Below are 22758 nucleotides of genomic sequence, written 5' to 3' on the forward strand. Positions count from 1 at the left end.
AGGCCGCCGGGGCCGATCCCGCCCGGTTGTCCGGCCGCTGTCCGGCGGCCGGATCGGGGCGGCGGAGCGGTCAGCCCTCGCCCGCGTCCAGGATGCGCCGCGCTTCAAGACGCACGCGCTCGGGGGCGGTGCCGCCGATGTGCTTGCGGGCGGCGACCGAGCCTTCCAGGGTCAGCACCTGGAAGACGTCTTCGCCGATGTCCGCGTGGAAGCCGCGCAGTTCGTCCAGGGAAAGATCGGCCAGATCGCAGCCGCGTTGTTCACACGACCGCACCGCCAGGGCCACGGTTTCATGGGCGTCGCGGAAAGGCACGCCGCGCTTGACCAGGTAGTCCGCCAGGTCGGTGGCGGTGGCGTAGCCCTGCAGGGCGGCGGCCCGCATGGCGTCGGGCTTGACTTGCACCCCGCCCATCATGTCCACAAAGATGGTCAGGGTGTCGCGGATCGTGTCGGCGGTGTCGAACAGGCCTTCCTTGTCTTCCTGGTTGTCTTTGTTATAGGCCAGGGGCTGGCCTTTCATGAGCGTCAGCAGGGCCACCAGATGGCCATGCACGCGGCCGGTCTTGCCCCGGGCCAGTTCGGGCACGTCGGGGTTTTTCTTTTGCGGCATGATCGAGCTGCCCGTGCAGAAACGGTCGGCCAGGTCGATGAAGCCCACGCGGGGGCTCATCCACAGCACCAGTTCTTCGGACAGGCGCGAGATGTGCGTCATGATGAGCGCGGCGGCGGCGCAGAATTCGATGGCGAAGTCGCGGTCGGACACGGCATCCAGCGAATTGCGGCAGACGTCGTCGAACCCCAGGCTGCGGGCCACGCGTTCGCGGTCGATGGGATAGCTGGTGCCGGCCAGGGCGGCGGCCCCCAGGGGCAGGCGGTTGGTGCGGCGGCGGCAATCGGCCAGACGTTCGGCGTCGCGGCCGAACATTTCGGCGTAGGCCAGCAGGTGATGGCCGAAGGTGACGGGCTGGGCGACCTGCAGGTGGGTGAAGCCGGGCAGGATGGTGTCGGCGTGCCGCAGGGCCAGGGTGGCCAGGCTCTGGCGCAACTGCCCCAGCAGGTCGATCGCCAGGTCGATTTCGTGGCGCAGCCACAGGCGGATGTCGGTGGCCACCTGGTCGTTGCGCGAACGCCCGGTGTGCAGGCGCTTGCCCGCGTCGCCGATCAGTTCGACCAGGCGTTTTTCGATATTCAGGTGCACGTCTTCCAGATCGAGCGACCACTGGAATTGGCCGTCCTGGATTTCCTGCAGGATCTGGGCCATGCCGCGCTGGATGTCGGCCAGGTCGGCGGGGCCGATGACCCCCACGGCGGCCAGCATGTCGGCGTGGGCCAGGGAGCCCTGGATGTCGAAGCGCGCCATGCGCTGGTCGAAGTGAACCGAGGCGGTATAGCGCTTGACCAGATCGGACACCGGTTCGGAGAAGCGGGCCGACCAAGCCTGGGATTTGTTGTCGAACTGATTGTGGGAGGCGGGGGTATTGGACATAGTGCGGGAATTATAGACGAGGCGGAACCTGCGCTATATTAAAGGTTTTCAGTGGAAACCGGACACCATGGCGCAGTCAGACATGAAGCAGATCACGGCGATTGTCAAACCCTTCAAACTGGACGAGGTGCGCGAGGCCTTGTCGGATTTGGGCGTCAATGGCCTGACGGTGGCCGAGGTCAAGGGCTTCGGGCGGCAGAAAGGCCATACCGAGCTGTATCGTGGCGCCGAATACGTCGTGGATTTTCTGCCCAAGATCCGCATCGACGTCGTGGTGGCCGCCGACCAGACCGAAGGCGTCATCGACGCCATCATCCGGGCGGCGCGCACCGGCAAGATCGGCGACGGCAAGATCTTCGTCACGCCGGTGGAACAGGCCGTGCGGATTCGCACCGGGGAAAGCGGCGTCGAGGCCCTATAGCGCCCGCCTGTCCGGCCAGTGCCCAGAAGGCGGGCAGGAAATACTCCGCCACCAACAGCGGCTGGCCCAGCCGGGTGAACACCGAATGCCGGGCCTCGATGGGGGCGTCCGCTTCGGGCACCGCCCAGGGCGCGCCCGCCTGGCGGGCGCGCAGCCGCCCAAAGCGAAATGCGCTGCGCTCAATGCGCGGGTCTTGGTACAGGATGTCCGCCAGCGGGTGGCGGCCCAGGCCGCGCATGGCCTTCCAGGCCCCCAGGCCGGCCGGCCAGGGGGTGAAGCTGCAGGCCTGCACGCCGGGGCAGCCGTCGATGGTCATCAGGATTTCGCGCCACCAGACGCAAGTGCCGGCGGGCAGGCCGGATTCCGCGGCCCAGCAGGCGGGCAGCGCCAGGGGGGTCTCGCGGCGCACGAACAGCTTGACCCGGCCCAGGCGGCGCAGGCCGGCGGTCAGGGCGCCGGGCTGCTGCAGCCAGGCCTGCTGCGCGGCATCCAGGCAGGGGGAGGGAATATCGCGCCATCGGCGCGGGCTGGCGGTTTGCGGGGTCATCGGGGCGACACGATAGCATGCCCGATCCGGTGTGCGGCGAGCCGCCGCTCCCGGGGGGATCAAGCTACAATGCGTTTCATCATGGAACCAGTCAGAATATCAAAATTAATGGCTCAGCGCGGCCTGTGCTCGCGGCGCGAGGCCGATGCCTACATCGAACGCGGCTGGGTGCGCGTCGACGGCCATATTGTCCGCGAGCTCGGCACCAAGGCCCTGCCCAATGCGCGGATCGCCCTCGAACGCCAGGCGGCCCGGCGGCAGACCGACAAGGTCACCATTGTGCTCAACAAGCCCGTGGGCTATGTGTCGCACCAGGCCGATCACGGCTACCGGCTGGCCGCCTCGCTGGTGCGCGCCGATACCCAGTTTCATGCCGACAAGGCCCGCCGCCGCTTCGAACCCGGCCACGTCCGCGGGCTGGCCCCGGCGGGCCGCCTGGACATTGATTCCCAGGGGCTGCTGGTGCTGACCCAGGACGGCCGGGTGGCGCGTCAGCTGATCGGCGATGATTCCGGCATCGAGAAAGAATACCTGGTGCGGGTCGAAGGCCGTTTGTCGGCGGGCGGCCTGGCATTGCTGAACCACGGCCTGACGCTGGATGGCCAGGCCCTGCGGCCCGCCAAGGTGCACTGGCAAAACGAAGACCAGCTGCATTTCATCCTGCGCGAGGGCCGCAAGCGCCAGATCCGCCGGATGTGCGAACAGGTCGGCTTGAAGGTGGCGGGCCTGAAACGCGTGCGCATGGGCCAGGTCGTGCTGGGCGACCTGCCGCTGGGCCAATGGCGCTATCTGCGTGAGGGTGAACGGTTTTAACGTTCTTTTTTGCCGGCGGCCCCGTCCGCCACAGGGGGCTGCTTGCGTGGCGCCGGACGTTTTTGGCCCCCGATGCCGCCGGGGACGCGGCGGCGGTTGCCGGGTTTTTCTCTGGCCGGGGCCAGGCTGGCGCCGGGGCCGAACTCAGCCGGGCGCGCACGCTGGCTGGTGTTTAAACTGAATCTGGCGTGCTCGTCCTGGCCCAGCGCGGTTTTCAGCCAGGGCAGGGCGGTGCGCAGCTCGGCTTCCAGCGTCCAGGGCGGGTTCACCACGAACAGGCCGCTGCCGTGCATGCCCAGGCCGTCGGCCGCGGGCTTGCGCACCGTCAGGCTGGCGTTCAGCCAGTCCACCGGCAAGTGTTCCAGCGCGCGCACCATGTCGTGCGCCTGCATCCGCTGGATCAAGGGATACCAGACGATGAAACAGCCCTGGGCGAAGCGCTGCAGGCCGTCGCGCAGCGCCTGCAGGACGGCGCGGTAGTCGTGCTTGTTTTCGTAGGACGGGTCGATCACGATCAGCCCGCGCCGGGGCGGCGGGGGCAGCAGGCGCTTCAGGCCCGCGAAGCCGTCGGATCGGGATACGGCCACCTGGCGGGGCGAGGCCCTGACCTGCCGGCGCAGCGTGTCTTCCAGCACCTGGCCTTCGGTGGGGTGCAGCTCGAACAGCCGCAGGCGGTCTTGCGGGCGCATGGCGTGCAGCGCCAGGCAGGGCGACCCCGGATACAGGTTGGCCACGCCATCGGGGTTGAAGTCCTGCACCGCCCGCAGATAGCGCTCGACCAGGACCGGCGGCTGGGCCCGGCCCAGGATGCGATCCAGCCCTTCGGTGACCTCACCGCTTTGGCCGGCCCATTCGCCGTTCAGGGCATACAGCCCGGCCCCGGCGTGGGTGTCGATCACCCAGTAGGGTGTGTCTTTTTGGTTGAAGTAATCCAGAATTTGCGCCAGGATGGCGTGCTTCAGGACGTCGGCGTGGTTGCCGGCGTGAAAGGCGTGTCGGTAACTGAACATAAAGGCGGGCCTAGCGGGTGAGGGCGGTGTCCGTGGGCCGGATCGCATCCAGCGCGTCGGTGAAAATGGCCTGGCAACCCCAGTCCAGCAGTTCGCGGGCGCGGGCGGGGTCGTTGACCGTCCAGACCGCCAGGGTGGCCCCTTGATCCAGCACGTCGCGCACCAGGGCCTGGTCGGCATGCCGGGTGTCGATGTTCAGGCCGATGCAGCCCAGGCCCAGTTGGCGCGCCCGCCAGTCCGTGGGCACCGGGCCTTCGATCAGCAGGGCGCGGGGCAGGCCGGGCGCCGCCGTGCGGGCGGCTTCCAGGGCGGTCTCGGAAAACGAGGACAGCAGGGGGGGCAGGGCGGCCCCGGCCCACAGCCGGGCGGCCGCCCGGGCCACGGCTTGCCCGGTGGCGGCGTCGTGTCCGGTGACGGGCTTGATCTCGATGTTGCTGTGCATGCCGTGCGCCTGGGTATAGCGCGCGACGGCGGTCAGCGCCGGGGCGGGTTCGCCGGCAAAATCGGGCCCGTGCCAGCTGCCGAAATCCAGCGCGGCCAGCGCGGCCCAGCTCAGTTGGCTGGCCAGGCCGTGGCCGTCGCTGGTGCGGTCGACCTGGTCGTCGTGCAGCAGGAAGACCAGCCCGTCCTGGCTGAGTTTGGCGTCGTATTCGGCCATCTTGTAGCCGTGGGCCACCCCGGTGCGCAGGGCGGCCAGGGTGTTTTCCGGGGCCAGCCGTCCACCGCCCCGGTGGGCGATCAGGGCAGGCCAGGGCCAATCGGGGTGGGAGGTGCGCATGAAAACTGCCCATGAGACAAGATAAAGCGCCATTCTACCGTCTGCCGAGGCGCGCCCGGAACCTTTTGGGCTGCGCAGCCTGTGTGCCGGAATGGTAAACTGCGGGTCACTTTCGGCTGTCAATCCGGTCAGCCGGTCTGGGCGGCTGTGTTCGCCTTTTTTGTTTCGGACGCGGCTGGCCGCCTGCCAGCCGCCTTCAGCAGGACCTTCGCCCATGTTCGATTTCATTCGCACGCACCAACGGCTGATGCAGCTGATTCTCCTGATTCTGGTGGTGCCGTCCTTTGTGTTTCTCGGGATCAGCGGCTATTCCGTGGTCACGGCCGATCCGGCCATGGCCGAAATCGGCAAGCTGACCGTGACCAAGCAGGAATTCACCCAGGCGCAGCGCAACCAGCTGCAGCAGATGCAGGAAAGCAGCCAGGGCCGCTTCGATCCGGCCCTGCTGGACAATCCCCAGGCGCGCCAGGCCTTGCTGGATCAACTGATCGACCGCAAGGTGCAGATCGCCCTGGCCACGGACGAGCACTTCAGCGTGTCGGACAATGCCCTGCGCCGAGCCATTGCGGCCATGCCGCAATTGCAGGTGGATGGCCAATTCTCCGCCGACCGCTATCATGAAGTCCTGGCGTCGGTGGGCATGAATCCGCGCGACTTCGAAGCCGGCCAGCGGGCCGAACTCGCCCTGGATACCGTGCTGGGGCCGGTGCGCGACACCGCCACGCTGCCCGCGCCGGTGCTGGATCGCCTGAAACGCGCCCTCAGCGAAGAACGCACGGTGCGGCTGCGGATTTTCCCGGCGGCGGACTACGAAAAAAGTATCCAGATCACCCCCGAAGACGTTCAAGCCTGGTACGACGGCCATCAGGATGCCCTGCGCCTGCCCGATCAGGTGTCCATCGACTACCTGGTGCTGGACGAAGCCGCCGCCGTGGCCAGCGTGCCCAGCATCAGCGACGATCAGCTGAAAGAATATTACGAGCAGAACAAGACCCGCTATGTGGTGCCCGCCCGCAGCAATGTCAGCCATATCCTGGTCAAGCTGCCCGCCGGCGCTTCGGATGAGGCCACTCAGGCGGCCCTGGCCAATGCCCAGGAAATCGCCCGGCGGGCCCGGGCCCATCCCGATCAGTTCGCCGAGCTGGCCCGCAAAGAATCCCAGGATGCCGGCACGGCCCGCGATGGCGGCAAACTGGGCTGGGTGCAGCGTGGCACCCTGCCGTTGGACATGGAACAATCCGTCTTTGCCTTGAAGCAGGGCAGTGTCTCCGACCCGGTCAAAGGCCCCGAGGGCTATCACGTGTTCATGGCCAATGAAGTCCAGCCCGAAAAAGGCGAGACCTTCGACGAAGCCCGCCCCAAGGTCGAGGCCGAAGTCCGCCGCCAGTTGGCGGCCGACCAGTTCGCCGACATGGCCACGAAGCTGACCGGCCTGGTCTATGACAATCCATCCAGCCTGGATCCCGCCGCCAAGGATCTCGGCCTGTCGGTGCGCCAGGCCCGGGGCATTGCCCGGGATCGTCTGCTGAACGCCGATGAAATCGGCCCCGATGCCGCCGCGGCTTCGCCGGATGCCGCCATTCTGGGCGATGTGCGCGTGCGCCAGGCCCTGTTCAGCAGCCAGGTTCTGACCGACAAGCAGAACTCCGGCGTGATTGAAATTTCCCCGGACACCATGGCGGTGGTGCGGGTAAACGAGGTCAGCCCGTCGCACGTGCCGCCGCTGGATCAGGTTCGCGCGTACATCGAAGACCAGCTCAAAGATGAACGCGCCCTGGCGGCCGCCGTCGCGGCGGGCCAGGACGCCCTGGCCGCGATCAAGGCGCGGCCAGCCGCTGCGCCGGCGGGCGATGCGTCGTCCGCGTCCGCCGACCCGGCCGCTTCGGCGGACGCGGCGGACGGCTTCGAGGCGCCCATGACGATCAGCCGTCTTGATCCCGGCGGCCTGAACAAGCCCGTGATGGATGCGGTGTTCGCGGTGGATGCCAAGGCGTTGCCCGCTTATGGGGGCGTGTCGGTGCCGCAGGCCTATGTCGTGATCCAGTTGGATCATGTCACCCCCGGGGTCACGGACAAGCCCGCGCTGGAAGGCTTGGGCGCCCAATTGGCGCGTGTCTGGGGCGGTGTCGAGGAACAGGCCCTGAAGACCGAGCTGCGCCACGCCCTGGGCGCGCAGTTGACCGAAGACGGGAAAAGGCTGGTCGCCGAAGGCGATGGCGGCAGTCGTTGAGGCAAAGGGCGCGGGGCAGTCCGAGCGGGCTGTCCTGTGCGGCGGGCATTAAGCGTCTGCGTGAGGTCTTGATGTTTTGGCCAGCTGGTCTTTGTCGGGTGGAGATTACGCGATGGAAAGTCAGCAAGACGCGGCACATCATTTTGGCGTTTCCGCGTTTCCGCGTTTCCGCGTTTCCGCGTTAACGATCAGGGCGTTGCTGGTGAATCATGATCGCATCAGTCGTAGTGAATTCGACGAGATTCTCTAATGGCTCCGGGCTTGTCCACGTCGCGGGCCTGCAGGCCGCTCCGGTGAAATAGGCGGAAAAGGGTCTGCGGTTGCTTAGGGCTGAGGCGTCAGTCCACGTCGTCGCCTGCAGGCGACTCCGATTCGATAGGCACAAAAGGATTCTCAGTTGCTTAGAGCCGGAGCGTCAGTCCACGTCGCGGCTTGCAAGCCGCTCCGATTCGACAGGCACAGAACAGTCCGCAGGGACTGTTCTGTGTCCGGTCTCATCCCTTCGCCCTGATGATTTTTTGGACTTGGGGGACGTGCCGGATGGCGCGGATGACCTGGGCCAGGTGCTTGCGGCTGTCCACCTGCACGGTCAGGTGCAGCAGGGCGGTGGCAGCGGCTTCGTCGGGCATGGTCAGCTGGGTGATGTTGGAGTCGGCTTCGGTAATTTCGGCGGCCAGGCGGCCCAGGACGCCGCGTTCGTTGAGTACCGTGACGTCCAGCCGGGTGGACAGGTGGCGGGCGGTGTTGGTGTCCCAGATGACGGGAATCCAGCGCTCGGATTCTTTGGCCTGCTGACGCAGGGCGACGGGGCAGTCGGCCATGTGGATCACCAGGCCGTGGCCCAGGCGGATGCCGCCGATGATGGCATCGCCGGGCAGGGGGCCGCAACAGGGGGCCAGCTGCACTGCTTGGCCTTCGTTGCCGTGGATGACGATGGGGGCGCTGGTGACCGAGGTGAATTCGTCCACCGCCATGGCGGTGGTTTCCAGCATCGGGTTTTCGGGGGCGAAGCGGCGCGCCACCACGGCGGCCAGACGCTTGCCCAGGCCGATGTCGGCCAGGATTTCGGTGCGCGAGGCCCCGCCCGAGCCCTTGGCCAGGCGTTCCCATTGCGGGTCGTCATCCTTGGGATAGGGAATGGCCAGCTGGTCGAAGGCCTGGTTCAGCAGGCGGCGGCCGAAGGCGATGGATTCTTCGTAGCGCTCGGTGCGCAGGTAATGGCGGATTTCGGATCGCGCCCGCCCGGTGCGCACGTAATTGAGCCACTGGGCGCTGGGCCGCGAGGCCGACGAGGTCATGATTTCGACGGCGTCGCCGCTGTGGAGTTCGGTGCGCAGGGGCGCGTAATCGCCGTTGATCTTGCAGGCCACGGCGTGGTTGCCGACGTCGGTGTGAATGGCGTAGGCGAAATCCACCGGCGTGGCGCCCCGTGGCAGGGATAGGATTTTCCCCTGGGGCGTGAAGACATACACCGCGTCCGGGAACAGATCGACCTTGACGTGTTCCAGGAATTCGCCCGAGTCGCCGGTCTGGCTTTGGATGTCCAGCAAAGATTGCAGCCACTGGTGGGTGCGTTTTTGCAGGTCGTTGAGCGACGTGCCTTCTTCTTTGTAGAGCCAGTGCGAGGCCACGCCTTCTTCGGCCACGTGATCCATGTCGCGGGTGCGGAACTGGAATTCGATGGGCGTGCCATAGGGCCCGATCAGGGTGGTGTGCAAGGACTGGTAGCCGTTGATTTTGGGGATGGCGATGTAGTCTTTGAATTTGCCCGGCACGGGGCGGTACAGCTGGTGCAGCGTGCCCAGGGCCAGATAGCATTCGGGCAGGGTGTGCACCACCACCCGGAAACCATAGATGTCCAGCACATCCGAAAAGGATTTTTTCTGCTGAACCATTTTCTTGTAGATGCCGTACAGGGATTTTTCGCGCCCGCTGACTTCGGCGTCCAGGCCGGCGGCGGGCAGCGCCGTGCGCACGGCCTCGGCGATTTTCGTGATGACCTCGCGGCGGTTGCCTCGGGCGGCCATCATGGCCTTGTGCAGAACCACGTAGCGGTTGGGGAACGCGGCTTTGAAGCAGCGATCCTGGAGCTCGCGGAACAGGGCGTTCAGGCCCAGGCGGTGGGCGATGGGCGTATAGATGTCCAGGGTCTCGCGGGCCACTCGCCGGCGTTTGTCGGGGGGCACCGCGTCCAGCGTGCGCATATTGTGCAGGCGGTCGGCCAGCTTGATCAGGATGACGCGCACGTCGCGTGCCATGGCCAGCAGCATCTTGCGGAAGGATTCGGCTTGCTGCTCGGCCTTGGTGGCGTATTCCAGGCGTTCGAGCTTGGTCAGGCCGTCGACGATATCGGCGACGTCCTGGCCGAATTTCTCGGCCAGTTCTTGTTTGGTGATGTCCTGGTCTTCGATGACGTCGTGCAGCAGGGCCGCCATCAGTGAGTCGGCGTCGAGTTTCCAGCCCGCGCAGATTTCGGTGACCGCGATGGGATGCGAGATGTAGGGTTCGCCGCTTTCGCGGAACTGGCCCAGGTGGGCGTTGTCGGCAAAGCGGTAGGCCTCGCGCACGCGCTCGATGTCGCGCGGGGGCAGGTAGGTGGAAATGATCTGGTGCAGCCCCGCCAGCGACGCGATGGGGCTGGGCGCGGCGGCGGGCACGGAGGCCGGGGCATTGTTGGGTTTTCGGCGGCGCAGGCGGGGGCCCTTGCGTAAAACTGCAAGCAGGCCGGATGATGCGCCGCGTATCCCGGGAAATGCCATGAAACCCCCTGTGGTGTTTAGGTTGGAACCTTGCGCAGCATCTCGGTGCCCACTTGGGCCTGGGCGATTTCGCGCAGGGCGGTGACGGTGGGCTTGTTGTGGCTTTCGATGCGGGACTCGTGGCCCTGGGCCAGTTCGCGGGCGCGGTACGTGGCCGCCAGGGTCAGGTCAAAACGATTGGGGATCTGCTGCAAGCAGTCTTCTACGGTGATACGAGCCATGAAGGGGTTTCCTGGTCAGCTAGCGTTGGTAAGGGGTTTGCGGATGCCTAGTTGCATGAAAAGATCGGCGTGACGGGCGGCTTGCGCCGTGTAACGCAGACGCGCTGCGGCAATAATGTGCCGCAGCTGTTGTAATGCAAGGCTAAAGTCTTGATTAATAATAACATATTCGCAGTCGGATGCATGCGCCATTTCGCCCCCGGCGGCCAGCAGGCGGCGGGCGATGACCTGGGGCGCATCCTGGCCGCGTTTGTTCAGGCGGGATTCCAGGGCTTCGATGGAGGGCGGCAGGATGAAAATGCCCAGGGCCTGCGGATAATGCTGGCGCACCTGGCGCGCGCCTTGCCAATCGATTTCCAGAATGATGTCGGTGCCCGCGGCAATCGCCTGGGCCACGCGGTCGCGGGGGGTGCCGTAGAAGTTGCCGTGAACCTCGGCCCATTCCAGCATGTCGCCGCGTTCGCGCAAGGCCAGGAAGCTGTCGGCCGACAGGAACCGATAGTGCTTGCCGTCGACTTCGCCGGGGCGCGGCGGGCGGGTCGTGCTGGAAATCGACAGGCTCAGGCCGGAGTCCTGATCCAGCAGCGCATTGACCAGACTGGACTTGCCGGCCCCGCTGGGGGCCACCACCATGAAGATATTACCGGCTTGAAGCGTTGTCATCGAGGATACCTGGATCAGGAAATCAGGGGGGAATCCGCCCCTTGGCCGAATTCGGCCAGGACGTTGGCGTAGGCTTGCGGCCCGGTGCACAAAAAGACGACGGTGTCGCCCGGGCTCAGGTTGAACAGCACATCCTGGATTTGCTCGGCCGCATCGTCGGCATCGTGGATGGCGGCCACGTGCACGTTGCCGTCGCCCTCGAAGCGCTCGGCGGGCACCAAGCCGGCGACCTGTTCGACATCCGCCGGGCGCTGCGCCACGTAGACGCGAAACGGCAGGTCTTCCAGGGTGATGTCCAGCACCATGCCTTGGTCTAGCAAAGAGATGATTTGGCTGTTCAGGGGCATAAAACGCTTGATGGGGTTGATCCCGTCATTATAGACGGTCGATGGCTTCGTCGCGGATGGGGGACGCGGCTTCGGGCGTCCCCGGGATCGCTTGGAACCGGGCCACCACGGGGGCGTGGTCGGACGGTTTTTCCCAGCCCCGGGGGATTTTGTCCACGGCGCAGGCGGTGCAGCGCGCCGCCAGATCGGCCGTCGCCAGGATGTGGTCGATGCGCACCCCCGCGTTGCGCCGGAAGGACATCTGCCGGTAATCCCACCAGCTGAAGGTTTTGGGGGCCTGGTCGAACAGGCGGAAAGTGTCTTGCAGGCCCAGATCCAACAGGCTCTGCAGGGCGGCGCGTTCGGCGTCCGACACCAGGATGCCGCCGGCCCAGGCCTCGGGGTCGTGGACGTCGGCGTCGGTGGGGGCGACGTTGTAGTCGCCCAGAATGACCAGATCGCCGTGGCGGGCGATTTCCTGATGCAGCCATTGCCGCAGGGCGGCGAACCAGTCCAGCTTATAGGTGTATTTGTCGCTGCCCACCGCCTGACCATTGGGACAGTAGGCGCTGATGACCCGCACCGGGCGGCCGTCCGGCCCGGGCAGCGTGGCGGCGATGAGGCGCTGCTGCGGGTCGTCGTAGCCGGGGATGTTGCGCTGCACGTCCAGCGGGGCCGCCTTGCTGACGATGGCCACCCCGTTGTAGGTCTTTTGTCCCGCCCAGCAGGCCTGGTAGCCAATGTCTTGCAAGGCCTGCTGCGGGAATTTTTCATCCGGCAGCTTGAGTTCCTGCAGGCACAGGGCATCCACCGGGTTGGCCCGCAGCCAGTCGATGACGTGCCCCAGACGGACATTGAGGGAGTTGACGTTCCAGGTGGCGAGTTTCATACAGTTGATATTTCTGTTGTTAATCAGATGGTTATCACACTGCCAGAAGCCGCATTTTCGGTCTAGTGTTCTGTTTGGTTAGTTCGTGTATTCAGATTCGGATGCCTGGGCTTGTCAGACAAGGCGCAAACCGCAGCGATAGCCAGTGCTATCGCGAGGATTTGCAACGCGGTATGGCGAGCCCAGGCGCCGAAGATGAGTATTTGAATTAGCCAAACAGGACACTAACTACCCACCTAGCTACCCAATTCGGGCCTGGTGGGCGTTGTTCTTCTGTGTTGCGTGAATACGACTATGGTAACCGACGGGCCGCGATCAGATCTGGCCGCCTACGCCTTTGAATTTTTCCACGAAGGCGGCGATCCTCTGAAATACACCTTGCTTTTTCGTCAGGTATTGCGGGTTCAGTGGGCTCATCTTAGGCACCTCGGCCAGCATGTTGAGCACCAGTTCGGTGTTGGTCATGTTGTCGCGCAGGTTTTCTTTTTTCAGCCCTTTGTGCTGTTTATATTCGCGCGTGCTCATGCCGCTCCAAACGCGGCTCATCAGATCGGTGAGGACAGCGTATTCTTGCCCCTGTTTGACGCCGGCCTTGTCCCATTCATCGGTGAGCGCCTTGCGCACCTCGATGGACTTGATGCGCTGGTTGATCCAGTTCGCGCTGTAGCCCAAACGGCGGTAGTTTTGAATAGCGCGATCGATGGAGAGTGCTGGATCAACAGTTTCATCCAGTCGTTCACTTCCCACTTGTGCCAACCAGCGTTTAAAGGGTTCGGCACGTTTGCTGGGGATGGACTGGATCAGCCGCAGGATTTGTTCGGTATCCACCACGTCGGTCAGGCGCTGCTTGCCATCTGGTGCACGCATTTTCAACTGGTTAGTGTGACTAACCAGTTCGCTACCTTCTTGATTTAGCTTGGCTTTTAACCACTTCCAGTAATTGCGTGCCTTAGTAGTGTAGTCAGGCTGATCCGTCAGAATGATGATGATATCCAGCACGAAAAACCACCATTTGTCATGCTCGACATCCCACTCTGTCGCGTCCGCTCTCGTCAGATCGGATCATCGGCGCTGCATCATTTCACTTTTTAGGAGGGTAAAGTATGATCAAGTATGAAATACCACCGAGGTACAGCACCATGTCTACCATTGAACGATTGACTGTCACGATGCCTGCCGAAATGGCAGCTACGCTCAAAAGCGCTGTCGACGCGGGTGAATACGCGTCTACTAGCGAAGTCATCCGCGAAGCCTTGCGCGACTGGTCCTTCAAACGTCAGCTGATGCTGGATGAACTGGCAACGCTCAAACAGGATATCGACAAGGGGCTCGCAGATGTCGCGGCCGGCCGCGTCCATGAATTCAATGCGCAGCGCATTGCTGAACGCGGGAGAAAGCTATTAGCCGCACGCTCTTCCTGACCGACAACGCAGAAGCCGACCTGTCGGAAATCTGGTCCTATGTCGCCGAGGATTCCAGCGAGGCCACGGCGAACCGCCTGATTGCCAAGCTGCAAGCCACCTGCGAAAAAATTCTGCCCTTCCCCGAAAGCCAGCCGGCACGTCCGCTCATCGCGCCAGGCATACGCGTGACCTTCCACGGGGCCTACGCAATCTACTACACCCACACCAGTGAGGCCGTCACCATCATCCGAGTCCTCCATGGGGCGCGTGACATCTGGCGGTTGGTTGCAGACGGGGGCTTCCACTAGCCCCTTATATGAGCAGGAGCGCGGCACCCATGTCGCGGTGCCGGCGCCGGAGGGCGTGAAAGTCAGCCCATCCCCGTCAGAGCGGGCTACGCACTTGCGTTGAGCCACCCGGTTGCGAAGCTGGATGTTGTTGCGGGCTTGCCGCCCGCCGCCCAGGCTTCTTCAACGAGAAATGATCAGATCGAAATCGTCCTGGGCGGCAAAGCAGGCGGCGCGCACTTTGCCTATCTTGCTCTGGTCGACCACCAGGTATTTTTTGACCGCTTGCTGGAGCGCCATCTGCTTGATGGGGACTTCATGGAAATGGGAACAGGTCACCCCGTGCGTCTGGTCTACGCCGCCGGCGGACAGGAACGCCTTGTTGAGGTTGATGCGCTTGAGGGTCTCGATGCTTTCGAGGCCGGAGAACGAGGCGGCTTCGGGGTGGTACAGCCCGCCCAGGACGATCAGGCGGATGTCGTCGCGGGCGGCCAGGATTTCGGCGACATTGAGTGAATAGCACACCACCGTCACGTGCTGGTGGAGGGGGATTCTTTGCGCCAGGTAGGGGGTGGTGGTGCCGCAGTCGATGAAAACGGTGTCGTGCGCCTCGATCAGCTGGCTGGCCGCCTGGCAGGCCAGATCCTTGGCGGCGGCGTGGAAGTCTTTTTCCTGATCCAGGCTGTAGTCGCTGTGGGCGGCTTGGGGCTGGCTGGAAACGATGTAGCCGCCCAGGCATTGCAGCGGGGCGTCCCCCTTGGCCATGTCGCGGCGGACGGTCATGGCCGACACCCCCAGCAGCGCCGCCGCATCGCGCAGGCGCAGGATTTCGTGCGTGTCCATCAGGGCGGCCAGCCTGGCGAGCCGCTGATCCCTTTGGCTGGTTCTGGCCATGATGTGCTCCGGTGTGTTGGATGGGCGAGCCTGCGCATGAGGCGCAGTCTTGACAGTACAGGATAAAGTATGAAACGATCATAACAAAAATATGTTTTGATCATCACATTATAAATATTCGATCAGGAGACCATGCCCCCCAGACTGTTCCGCTGTCCGGCTGTCGATGCCGTTCTGGAACCCAATGCCTTGACCGGCTGGCGATTCCGCCGTCCGCCGACGGCATGGGTTTTTGAGGCCCGGGCGGCTTTCGCCCCGAGGCTTCGAGATTTTCAAGAGAGGAAAGATCAATGAAAAAATTGCTTGTCTCCGCCGCCCTTGCTTTGTCTTTCGCGGCGCCCATGGCGTTTGCCGCCGACGTGGTCGATACGTCCGCGCTCAACAAGGATTTGATTGCCAGCACCCAAGGCAAGAAATATACGATTGCCACAGTGGTGAAGGTCGATGGCATCGCCTGGTTCGACCGCATGCGCGACGGCGTGGATCAATTCAAGAAAGACACCGGCCATGACGTCTGGATGGTCGGCCCCAGCCAGGCGGACGCGGCCGCGCAGGTGCAGCTGGTGGAAAACCTGATTGCGCAAGGGGTCGATGCCATTGCCATCGTGCCGTTTTCCGTCGAAGCGGTCGAGCCCGTGCTGAAGAAGGCGCGAGACCGGGGCATCGTGGTCATCAGCCACGAAGCGTCCAACATCAAGAATGTGGATTACGACATCGAAGCCTTCGACAACAAGGCCTATGGCGCCAACCTGATGAAAGAGCTGGGCAAGTACATGGGCGGCCAGGGCAGCTATGTGGCCACGGTCGGCAGTCTGACGTCGAAATCGCAGATGGAATGGATCGACGGCGCCGTGGAATACCAGAAGGCCCATTTCCCCGACATGACCCAGGTGGCCGGCCGCCTGGAAACCTATGACGATGCCAGCACGGATTACAACAAGCTCAAGGAAGCCATGGCGGCCTACCCGGACGTCAAGGGCATTCTGGGTGCGCCGATGCCGACATCCGCGGGCGCCGGCCGCTTGATCGCCGAACGCGGCCTGAAGGACAAGGTCTATTTTGCCGGGACGGGGCTGGTGTCGGTGGCCGGCCAATATCTGGCCAATGGCGATATTCAGTACATCCAGTTCTGGGATCCCGCCGTGGCGGGCTATGCCATGAACATGCTGGCCGTTGCCGCCCTGGAGAAAAAACAGGATCAGATCAAGCCGGGCCTCAACCTGGGGTTGCCCGGGTATGAAGATCTGATCGCCCCGGATGCATCCAAGCCCAATCTGCTGTATGGGGCTGGCTGGGTGGGGGTCACCAAGGAAAACATGGATCAATACGACTTCTGATCCTGTTCGGGCGGGTTTGTCCCGTCGTTGGCTTGCCGGCCCGCCGGCAGGCCAATCACTGCAAGCGGCACCATGAGCGAATACCTGATCGAACTGCGGCACATCAGCAAGCATTTTGGCGGCGTGCAAGCCCTGAAAGACGTTTCCCTGGCCATCCGGCCGGGGGAAATCCATTGCCTGGCGGGGGAGAACGGCAGCGGGAAATCCACGGTCATCAAGGTGATCTCGGGGGTTTACCAGCCCGACCAGGGGGAGGTTCTGATCGATGGCCAGCCGGTCAGCCGCCTGGATCCGGTCAAGTCGGTGCGCCACGGCATCCAGGTCATCTACCAGGATTTTTCCCTGTTCGGCAATCTGTCGGTGGCCGAAAATCTGGCGCTGAATGCCTTTTTGCAAGAAGAACGAAAAATCATCCGCTGGCGGCGCGTGCGCCAGCTGGCCGAGGCGGCGCTCGGGCGGCTGGGGGTCGGCATGGATCTCGATGCCCTGGTGGACACGCTGCCGACGTCCGGCAAGCAGACGGTCGCCATCGCCCGCGCCATGATGGCGGATGCCCGGCTGCTGATCATGGATGAACCCACCACGGCCTTGACGCGGCACGAGGTGGATGCGCTGTTCGCCATGGTGCGCGATATCCAGGCGCAAGGCGTTGCGGTGCTGTTCGTCAGCCACAAGATGCGGGAAATGCTGGAAATCAGCGAACGGCTGACCGTGTTTCGCAATGGCGGCAAAGTGGCCGAGGGGCCGATCCGCGATTTCGATGAACCCGCCATCACGCATGCGATGACGGGCCAGCATTTGTCGGCCGACCGCTATCAGTGGCGGCCTCCGGCGAAGGCCGATGCCGGCCCGGTGCTGCAGGTGCGCGGCCTGAGCGTGCCGGGCGCGGTGCAGGCGGCCGATCTTTCCCTGGCGGCGGGGGAAATCGTCGGGATTTCCGGGCTCATCGGATCGGGCCGGACCGAACTGGCCTTGGCCCTGTTCGGCATGAAACCCGGCTTTTCCGGGGAAATCCGCCTGGCGGGACAGGCGGTTCATCCGCGCAGTGTCCAGCAGGCCATCCGCAGCGGCATCGCTTATGTCCCCGAGGACCGCTTGACCGAGGGGCTGTTCGCCACCCAGTCGATCGAGCGCAACATGATCGTGACCTCGATCGAACGGTTCGTGCGCGGCGGCTTTGTGGATCGGCAGCGGGCGGATGCCACGACGCGCGAAATGTTTGCCGGCATGCAGATCGCCGCGCCGGGGCCGCATACGCCGGTCAACCATCTTTCAGGGGGCAATGCGCAGCGCGTCGTGCTGGCGCGCTGGCTGCTGACGCAGGCCAGGGTGCTGATCCTCAATGGGCCGACGGTGGGCGTCGATGTGGGCTCCAAGGCCCAGATTCACGCCATCATCCGCAGCCTGGCCCGCGACCAGGGCCTGGCGGTGCTGATGATCTCGGATGACGTGCCCGAACTGGTTCAGAACTGCAACCGCATTCTGGTGATGCACCGGGGCCGCTTCGTCGATGAACTCAGCGAGGCGGACATGGACGAGCAGATCGTCAATGACCGCCTCAAGGCCCTTGTCTAGGTCTTTTCGCACTTCAGGGAACTGCATGAAATTCTTACGCAGCACGGAATTCATCATCGCTTGCGTGCTATTGGCGGCGATGATCGGCATCGGCTGGATCAATCCGGCCTTCTGGTCGCTGGACAACCTGTTCGGCCTGCTTCGCTCCAACGTGGTGATTGGCATCATGGCCCTCGGGGTGCTTTTGGCCATGATCACGGGCGGGATCGATGTCTCTTTCACGGCGTTTGCGATTGCCGCCATGTACTTGACGGTTCGCGCCATGGTCTATCTGGGCTACGACGGGGTATTCATTCCCTTCGTGGCGGCGACCTTGATCGGCTTGCTTCTGGGGGCCTTCAATGGCTTCGTCATCCATCGTTTCAGGATGATTCCGCTGATCGTCACCCTGGGAACCGGATCCATCGTGCGCGGCCTGGTGTTGGGCCTGGTGGGCACCAGCGTCGTCAATATCAACAAAATGCCGCCGTCCCTGATCGAATTCGGCAAGACCAATGTGGTGTCGATGAGCTCACCGGCCGGGATCACCTTCGGGCTGACCGCCATGGTGCTGATCTACTTCGGCTTGGCCGTGCTGGTGCATGTGGTGTTGCGGCACACCATGATGGGCCGCAGCATCTATGCCTACGGGGGTTCGCCCGAGGCCGCCAAGCGCGTGGGTTTCAACACGCGCCGCACCATTTTCTTCGTCTACTGCGCGGCGGGGGCTTTGTCCGGTTTTGCGGGCTTGCTGCATGCCTCCATGTCATGGTTGGCGAACCCGCGCGATTTTTCGGGCCTGGAACTCGATGTCATCGCCGCCGTGGTGCTGGGCGGGGCGTCGATCTTTGGCGGCCGGGGATCGGTGCTGGGCACCTTGATGGGTGTTTTCATCTTGGTGATGGTCAAGAATTCACTGATTCTGATGCATATCGACACCACCTGGCAGCGCGTGGTGGTCGGCGTCATTATCGTTGCGGCAACCGCGATCACCGCCTGGCGCGATCGCAAGAGCCTGGTCTGAAGGAGAACCCCGCATGAAACTGTCTTTCGATACGCGGCGTCTTTTGGGCAATGACCGCAATATCGCGCAGCTGCTGGTCATTACCGTGCTGGTGTTCGTGCTGATGAGCTGGATGAATCCCGATAAGTTCCTCAGCTATTACAACTTCGAATCCATCAGCTACATCATGCCGGAATTGGGCATCCTGTCCATCGCCATGATGATTTCGATGCTCACGGGGGGCATCGACCTGTCCGTCGTGGGGATCGCCAACCTGGCTGGCGTGACGGCCGGGGTGTATTTCCACTCCGCCATGGTGCAGTCCTCGCAGATGAGCGGCCCGGAGGCCTTGTTCTATACCCTCGGGGGCTTGGTTCTGGCCTTGCTGGTCGGTTTGGCAGCGGGCCTGCTGAATGGCCTGCTGATCGCAAAGTTGCGCATCACGCCCATCCTGGCCACGCTGGGAACGGGCCAGATCCTGATCGGACTGTGCCTGGTGCTGACGGGCGGGCCCGCCATCGTGGGTTTTCCCGAGGCTTGGAGTTTCATCGGCAACGGCAAAATCTTCGGCATGGCCACGCCCTTTGTCCTCTTTGTCCTGACGTGCCTGATCGTGGGCATTTTGCTGACCCGCACCACCTTGGGCATTCACCTCATGCTGATCGGCACGAATCCGAAAGCGGCCGTGTTCGCCGGTATTCGCAAGGATCGCATGATTCTGTATTCCTACATGATGACGGGCGTGCTGGCGGCGCTGGCGGGGGTGATCCTGTCGGGGCGCATCAATGCGGCCAAATCGGATTACGGGGCGTCGTACCTGTTGCAGGCCGTGCTGATCGCCGTGCTGGGCGGGACCAACCCCGCGGGGGGCAAAGGCCGCGTGTTCGGGATTTCCATTGCCTTGCTGGCGCTGATGCTGCTGTCGTCCGGCTTCCAGATGATGCGCGCCTCCAACCACCTGATCGACTTTATCTGGGGCGCATTCCTGATCCTCGTCATTGCCATCAATGCGTCCCGCAACCCGGAGCGCTGACACCATGATTTCCGCCACCGTACACCTGCGTCGGCAGGATTTTGCCGCGCTGCCCCATCCGCTTCTGGATTGCGGGCCGATCCGCGCCACGGCCTTTCGCTACCCCAGCGGCGTGGAAGCGCTGCGCCTTGAGAACGCGCGCGGCCATGTGATTGTGCTGCCCTACATGGGGCAGATGATCTGGCATGCCGAGTTCGATGGCGTGGCCCTCACCATGGGCAATGGCTTCGACATGCCCCGGCCGGCCACCTCGATTGTCCAGACCTACGGCTGCCTGGCGTTTCACAGCGGCTTGCTCGGCAACGGCTGCCCTTCGCCGCAGGATACGCATCCCCTGCATGGCGAGATGCCTTGCGCGCCCATGGACGCGGCCGCCTTGGCTGTGGGCGCCGATGCGGACGGGCCTTTCGTCGAAGTGCAGGGCCAGTATGAATACATCATGGGTTTTGGCGCGCATTATCTGGCCCGCCCGTCTGTGCGGCTGTACGCGGCGGATACCCGCCTGCGGGTCGGCATGACGGTGCGCAACCGATCCTCGGCCCCGATGGAATTGATGTACATGTGCCATGTCAATTTCGCCTACCGGCCCGGGGCGCGCATCGTCCAGCCCGCGCCGTTCACCGCCGAGCACGTCCAGGTGCGCCAGTCCGTGCCGGGGCACGTGCGGCCCACGCCGGATTATCTGGCCTTCATTGATGCGCTGACGGCCGATCCGTCGCTCATGCAGGTGTTGGATGCGCCGCGGCGCTACGACCCCGAGCAGGTTTTTTACGTGCGGGGCCTGGCGGCGGATGCGGCGGGCCGCACCCATGCGCTGATGCAGCTTCCCGAGGGCGGCGGGTTTTTCATGTCGTATCCGGTGCGGGGTTTTCCCAAGACAGTGCGCTGGATTCTGGTCAATGGGGATGCCCAGGTCGCCGCCTTTGCCTTGCCCTCGACTTGCGAGCCCGAAGGCTATCTGGCTGAAAAGGCCAAGGGCAACGTGCGGGTGCTGGCGCCGGATGAGCAGGCCGTTTTTTCGGTGGATCTGGGCTATCTGACCCCGCCGCAGGCGGCGGATCGGGCGCGGATGATCCAGTCTTTATGATGTTTTGAATTCAAGCGTGCGTGCGCCCTGCCGCGATGGGCGGCAGGGCCAATCAGAAGGTAATGGCATGGCAAGCAAAATAGGCGTGGTGGGCTCCAATATGGTGGATCTGATTACATACATCGACCGGATGCCCGGGCCGGGCGAAACCCTGGAGGCGCCGGTCTTTGAAATAGGCTGCGGCGGCAAAGGGGCCAATCAGGCCGTCGCGGCCGCCTTGCTCGGGGCCCGGGTCATGATGGTCACCCGGGTGGGCGATGACGTCTTTGCGGACAATACCGTGGCCAACCTGGGGCGCTACGGCATTGATACCCGCCATGTGCGCAAAGTGCCCGGCCGCTCCAGCGGGGTGGCGCCGATCTTCGTCGACCCTTCCGGCGAGAATTCGATTCTCATCGTCAAGGGGGCCAATGCCGACCTGCTGCCTGCCGCCGTGGATGAGGCGGCCGCTGATCTGGCGGCCTGCCGCCTGATCCTGATGCAGATGGAAGTGCCTGTCGAAACGGTGTATCACACGATAGACTGGGCCGCGCAGCGCGGCATTGAAACCTTGCTCAATCCCGCCCCGGCGGCCGCCGATCTGCAGCTCGAACGCATCCGCCACGTCACTTTCCTGGTTCCCAATGAAAGCGAGCTTGCCTTGCTGTCGGGCATGCCCACGGGATCCCGCGAGGAGATTGTCGCGGCGGCCCGCTTCCTCGTTCGTCAGGGGATACGGGTGGTCATTGTCACCCTGGGGCGGCGTGGGGCCTGCCTGGTGACCGCCGATACGGCGGTGGAGATCGCCCCGGTGGCCGTGGCGGCGCGCGATACCACCGGCGCGGGGGACGCTTTTATCGGCGCGTTCGCCCATTTTTACGTCAAGACACAGGACGTGCTGGCGTCGTTGCGCCAGGCGGCGGTCTATGCCGCCCATTCCATTACCCGGGCGGGAACGCAAAAAGCCTATGCCAACGCGCAGGAATTTGCGTCGTTCCGCCAGACCCATGCGCCGGATTTGCCGGTTGTCTGACCTCACAGGTTGTATTGCCATGAATTTTTCTTCTGCTTCCAACCCGGGCGTGCCCTTGCAGCCCGATTGGTTTGAATCTGTCTCGGTCAATCGCTCGGCCGCCGAGCGCCGGGCGGCGACGCTGACCGCGCGGCGCGCCGTCAAAAAAGAATTCCAGGCCGCCTGGCTGATCCGGGCGATCCAGTGCATGGATCTGACCACCCTGTCGGGCGACGACACGGCGGGCCGCGTCCGCCGCCTGTGCGCCAAGGCGCGCCGCCCGGTGCGCGCCGATCTGCTGGCCGCGCTGGGTCTGGCCGATATGCGCCTGACGACCGGGGCGGTGTGCGTTTATCCGGCCATGGTCGGGCACGCCGTCCAGGCCCTGGCGGGCAGCGGGATTCCTGTGGCGTCCGTGGCCACCGGCTTTCCCGCCGGCCTGGTGCCGCGTGCGCAGCGGTTGGCGGAAATCCGCTATGCCCTGGATGAAGGGGCGTCGGAAATCGACATCGTCATCACGCGAGAATACGTGCTGACGCAAAACTGGCCGGCGCTGTATGACGAGATCGCCGAGATGCGTGCCGCCTGCGGCCAGGCCCACATGAAGACCATCCTGGCCACGGGCGAACTCAATACCCTCAGCAATGTCTATCGGGCTTCCATGGTGGCCATGCAGGCGGGCAGTGATTTCATCAAGACGTCCACGGGCAAGGAGGCCGTCAACGCCACGCTACCGGTGAGCCTGACCATGGCGCGGGCGATCCGCGACTATGGCGCGCACACGGGCATGCGGGTCGGTTTCAAGCCGGCGGGCGGCTTGAAATCAGCCAAGGATGCGCTGAACTGGCTGGTGCTGATAAAAGAAGAATTAGGCCATGATTGGCTGGCGCCCGGGCTGTTTCGGATCGGGGCCAGTTCTTTGCTGGGGGATATCGAGCGTCAATTGGAGCATTTCGTGACGGGACACTATTCGGCGGCCGCTCGGCATGCCTTGGCATAAGGAGTCATGACGTGCAACACGCCATC

22 protein-coding genes and 1 pseudogene are annotated in these 22758 nt (G+C 64.0%); 12 read left to right on the forward strand and 11 right to left on the reverse strand.

Annotated elements, in window-relative coordinates; genetic code table 11:
- Window positions 1-70 precede the first annotated feature (70 nt).
- Complete coding sequence (argH, locus tag ACMHYJ_RS05965) at window positions 71-1486, reverse strand: argininosuccinate lyase (RefSeq protein WP_414245292.1); 1416 nt, start codon at window positions 1484-1486, stop codon at window positions 71-73.
- A gap of 82 nt (window positions 1487-1568) precedes the next feature.
- On the opposite strand from argH, the gene ACMHYJ_RS05970 reads away from it, so the two are divergent.
- Window positions 1569-1907 carry a P-II family nitrogen regulator gene (locus tag ACMHYJ_RS05970; RefSeq protein WP_414245491.1) on the forward strand — a complete coding sequence of 113 codons (339 nt, stop codon included), beginning with the start codon at window positions 1569-1571 and terminating at the stop codon, window positions 1905-1907.
- Here the strand turns inward: ACMHYJ_RS05970 and ACMHYJ_RS05975 are convergent.
- Complete coding sequence (locus ACMHYJ_RS05975) at window positions 1846-2454, reverse strand: chorismate--pyruvate lyase family protein (protein ID WP_414245293.1); 609 nt, start codon at window positions 2452-2454, stop codon at window positions 1846-1848. The two genes, ACMHYJ_RS05970 and ACMHYJ_RS05975, sit on opposite strands and share 62 nt — an antisense overlap.
- Before the next feature lie 81 nt (window positions 2455-2535).
- Here ACMHYJ_RS05975 and ACMHYJ_RS05980 point away from each other — a divergent pair, with 81 nt between their 5' ends.
- A complete protein-coding gene (locus tag ACMHYJ_RS05980; protein WP_414245294.1) occupies window positions 2536-3267 on the forward strand; it encodes a pseudouridine synthase in 732 nt (243 codons plus the stop codon).
- Window positions 3268-3440: 173 nt separating this feature from the next.
- Here ACMHYJ_RS05980 and ACMHYJ_RS05985 read toward each other — a convergent pair.
- Window positions 3441-4277: pseudogene (locus ACMHYJ_RS05985) on the reverse strand (23S rRNA (adenine(2030)-N(6))-methyltransferase RlmJ); the annotation flags it as partial.
- A gap of 10 nt (window positions 4278-4287) precedes the next feature.
- Complete coding sequence (ugpQ, locus tag ACMHYJ_RS05990; RefSeq protein WP_414245295.1) at window positions 4288-5055, reverse strand: glycerophosphodiester phosphodiesterase; 768 nt, start codon at window positions 5053-5055, stop codon at window positions 4288-4290.
- A 214-nt stretch (window positions 5056-5269) separates the two neighbouring features.
- Here ugpQ and ACMHYJ_RS05995 point away from each other — a divergent pair, with 214 nt between their 5' ends.
- Window positions 5270-7285, forward strand: coding sequence for a SurA N-terminal domain-containing protein (locus ACMHYJ_RS05995; RefSeq protein WP_414245296.1), 2016 nt, complete (start codon window positions 5270-5272; stop codon window positions 7283-7285).
- A 494-nt stretch (window positions 7286-7779) separates the two neighbouring features.
- Here the strand turns inward: ACMHYJ_RS05995 and ACMHYJ_RS06000 are convergent, their stop codons facing one another.
- The 6 genes from ACMHYJ_RS06000 to ACMHYJ_RS06025 all read right to left on the reverse strand — a co-directional run bounded on the left by ACMHYJ_RS06000 (window position 7780) and on the right by ACMHYJ_RS06025 (window position 13199).
- Entirely contained in the window at window positions 7780-10044 is a 2265-nt protein-coding gene (locus tag ACMHYJ_RS06000; protein WP_414245297.1) for a RelA/SpoT family protein, read from the reverse strand.
- A 17-nt stretch (window positions 10045-10061) separates the two neighbouring features.
- A complete protein-coding gene (rpoZ, locus tag ACMHYJ_RS06005; protein WP_322995242.1) occupies window positions 10062-10265 on the reverse strand; it encodes a DNA-directed RNA polymerase subunit omega in 204 nt (67 codons plus the stop codon).
- Window positions 10266-10280: 15 nt separating this feature from the next.
- Window positions 10281-10928 (reverse strand): guanylate kinase, encoded by a 648-nt coding sequence (gene gmk / locus ACMHYJ_RS06010; RefSeq protein WP_414245298.1) that lies wholly within the window; start codon window positions 10926-10928, stop codon window positions 10281-10283.
- A gap of 14 nt (window positions 10929-10942) precedes the next feature.
- A complete protein-coding gene (locus tag ACMHYJ_RS06015) occupies window positions 10943-11275 on the reverse strand; it encodes a hypothetical protein (RefSeq protein WP_414245299.1) in 333 nt (110 codons plus the stop codon).
- Between the two features lie 28 nt (window positions 11276-11303).
- Complete coding sequence (xth, locus tag ACMHYJ_RS06020; protein WP_414245300.1) at window positions 11304-12143, reverse strand: exodeoxyribonuclease III; 840 nt, start codon at window positions 12141-12143, stop codon at window positions 11304-11306.
- 315 nt (window positions 12144-12458) lie between these two features.
- Window positions 12459-13199, reverse strand: a complete 741-nt coding sequence (locus tag ACMHYJ_RS06025; protein ID WP_414245492.1) for a BRO family protein — start codon at window positions 13197-13199, stop codon at window positions 12459-12461.
- Between the two features lie 83 nt (window positions 13200-13282).
- Between ACMHYJ_RS06025 and ACMHYJ_RS06030 the strand changes: the two genes are divergently transcribed.
- Window positions 13283-13564 carry a ribbon-helix-helix domain-containing protein gene (locus ACMHYJ_RS06030; protein WP_414245301.1) on the forward strand — a complete coding sequence of 94 codons (282 nt, stop codon included), beginning with the start codon at window positions 13283-13285 and terminating at the stop codon, window positions 13562-13564.
- Between the two features lie 29 nt (window positions 13565-13593).
- Window positions 13594-13854, forward strand: a complete 261-nt coding sequence (locus ACMHYJ_RS06035) for a type II toxin-antitoxin system RelE/ParE family toxin (RefSeq protein ID WP_414245493.1) — start codon at window positions 13594-13596, stop codon at window positions 13852-13854.
- Window positions 13855-14016: 162 nt separating this feature from the next.
- Here the strand turns inward: ACMHYJ_RS06035 and ACMHYJ_RS06040 are convergent, their stop codons facing one another.
- Window positions 14017-14727, reverse strand: a complete 711-nt coding sequence (locus ACMHYJ_RS06040; protein ID WP_414245302.1) for a DeoR family transcriptional regulator — start codon at window positions 14725-14727, stop codon at window positions 14017-14019.
- Between the two features lie 290 nt (window positions 14728-15017).
- Between ACMHYJ_RS06040 and ACMHYJ_RS06045 the strand changes: the two genes are divergently transcribed.
- From ACMHYJ_RS06045 to deoC, 7 genes are all read left to right on the forward strand, one after another.
- The gene (locus ACMHYJ_RS06045; RefSeq protein ID WP_414245303.1) at window positions 15018-16064 is read left to right on the forward strand and encodes an autoinducer 2 ABC transporter substrate-binding protein; all 1047 of its coding nucleotides are present in this window, start codon (window positions 15018-15020) and stop codon (window positions 16062-16064) included.
- A gap of 72 nt (window positions 16065-16136) precedes the next feature.
- Window positions 16137-17639: a sugar ABC transporter ATP-binding protein gene (locus tag ACMHYJ_RS06050; protein WP_414245304.1), complete on the forward strand. Its 1503-nt coding sequence runs from the start codon at window positions 16137-16139 to the stop codon at window positions 17637-17639.
- A 25-nt stretch (window positions 17640-17664) separates the two neighbouring features.
- Complete coding sequence (locus ACMHYJ_RS06055) at window positions 17665-18642, forward strand: ABC transporter permease (RefSeq protein WP_414245305.1); 978 nt, start codon at window positions 17665-17667, stop codon at window positions 18640-18642.
- A 13-nt stretch (window positions 18643-18655) separates the two neighbouring features.
- On the forward strand, window positions 18656-19654 hold the full coding sequence (locus ACMHYJ_RS06060; RefSeq protein WP_414245306.1) for an ABC transporter permease: 999 nt from the start codon (window positions 18656-18658) through the stop codon (window positions 19652-19654).
- A gap of 4 nt (window positions 19655-19658) precedes the next feature.
- Window positions 19659-20741 (forward strand): aldose 1-epimerase family protein, encoded by a 1083-nt coding sequence (locus ACMHYJ_RS06065; protein ID WP_414245307.1) that lies wholly within the window; start codon window positions 19659-19661, stop codon window positions 20739-20741.
- Window positions 20742-20808: 67 nt separating this feature from the next.
- Entirely contained in the window at window positions 20809-21753 is a 945-nt protein-coding gene (gene rbsK / locus ACMHYJ_RS06070) for a ribokinase (protein ID WP_414245308.1), read from the forward strand.
- A 19-nt stretch (window positions 21754-21772) separates the two neighbouring features.
- Entirely contained in the window at window positions 21773-22732 is a 960-nt protein-coding gene (gene deoC / locus ACMHYJ_RS06075; RefSeq protein WP_414245309.1) for a deoxyribose-phosphate aldolase, read from the forward strand.
- Window positions 22733-22758 lie beyond the last annotated feature (26 nt).

Source organism: Castellaniella hirudinis (genome assembly GCF_047468865.1).
Lineage (GTDB): Bacteria > Pseudomonadota > Gammaproteobacteria > Burkholderiales > Burkholderiaceae_B > Castellaniella > Castellaniella hirudinis_A.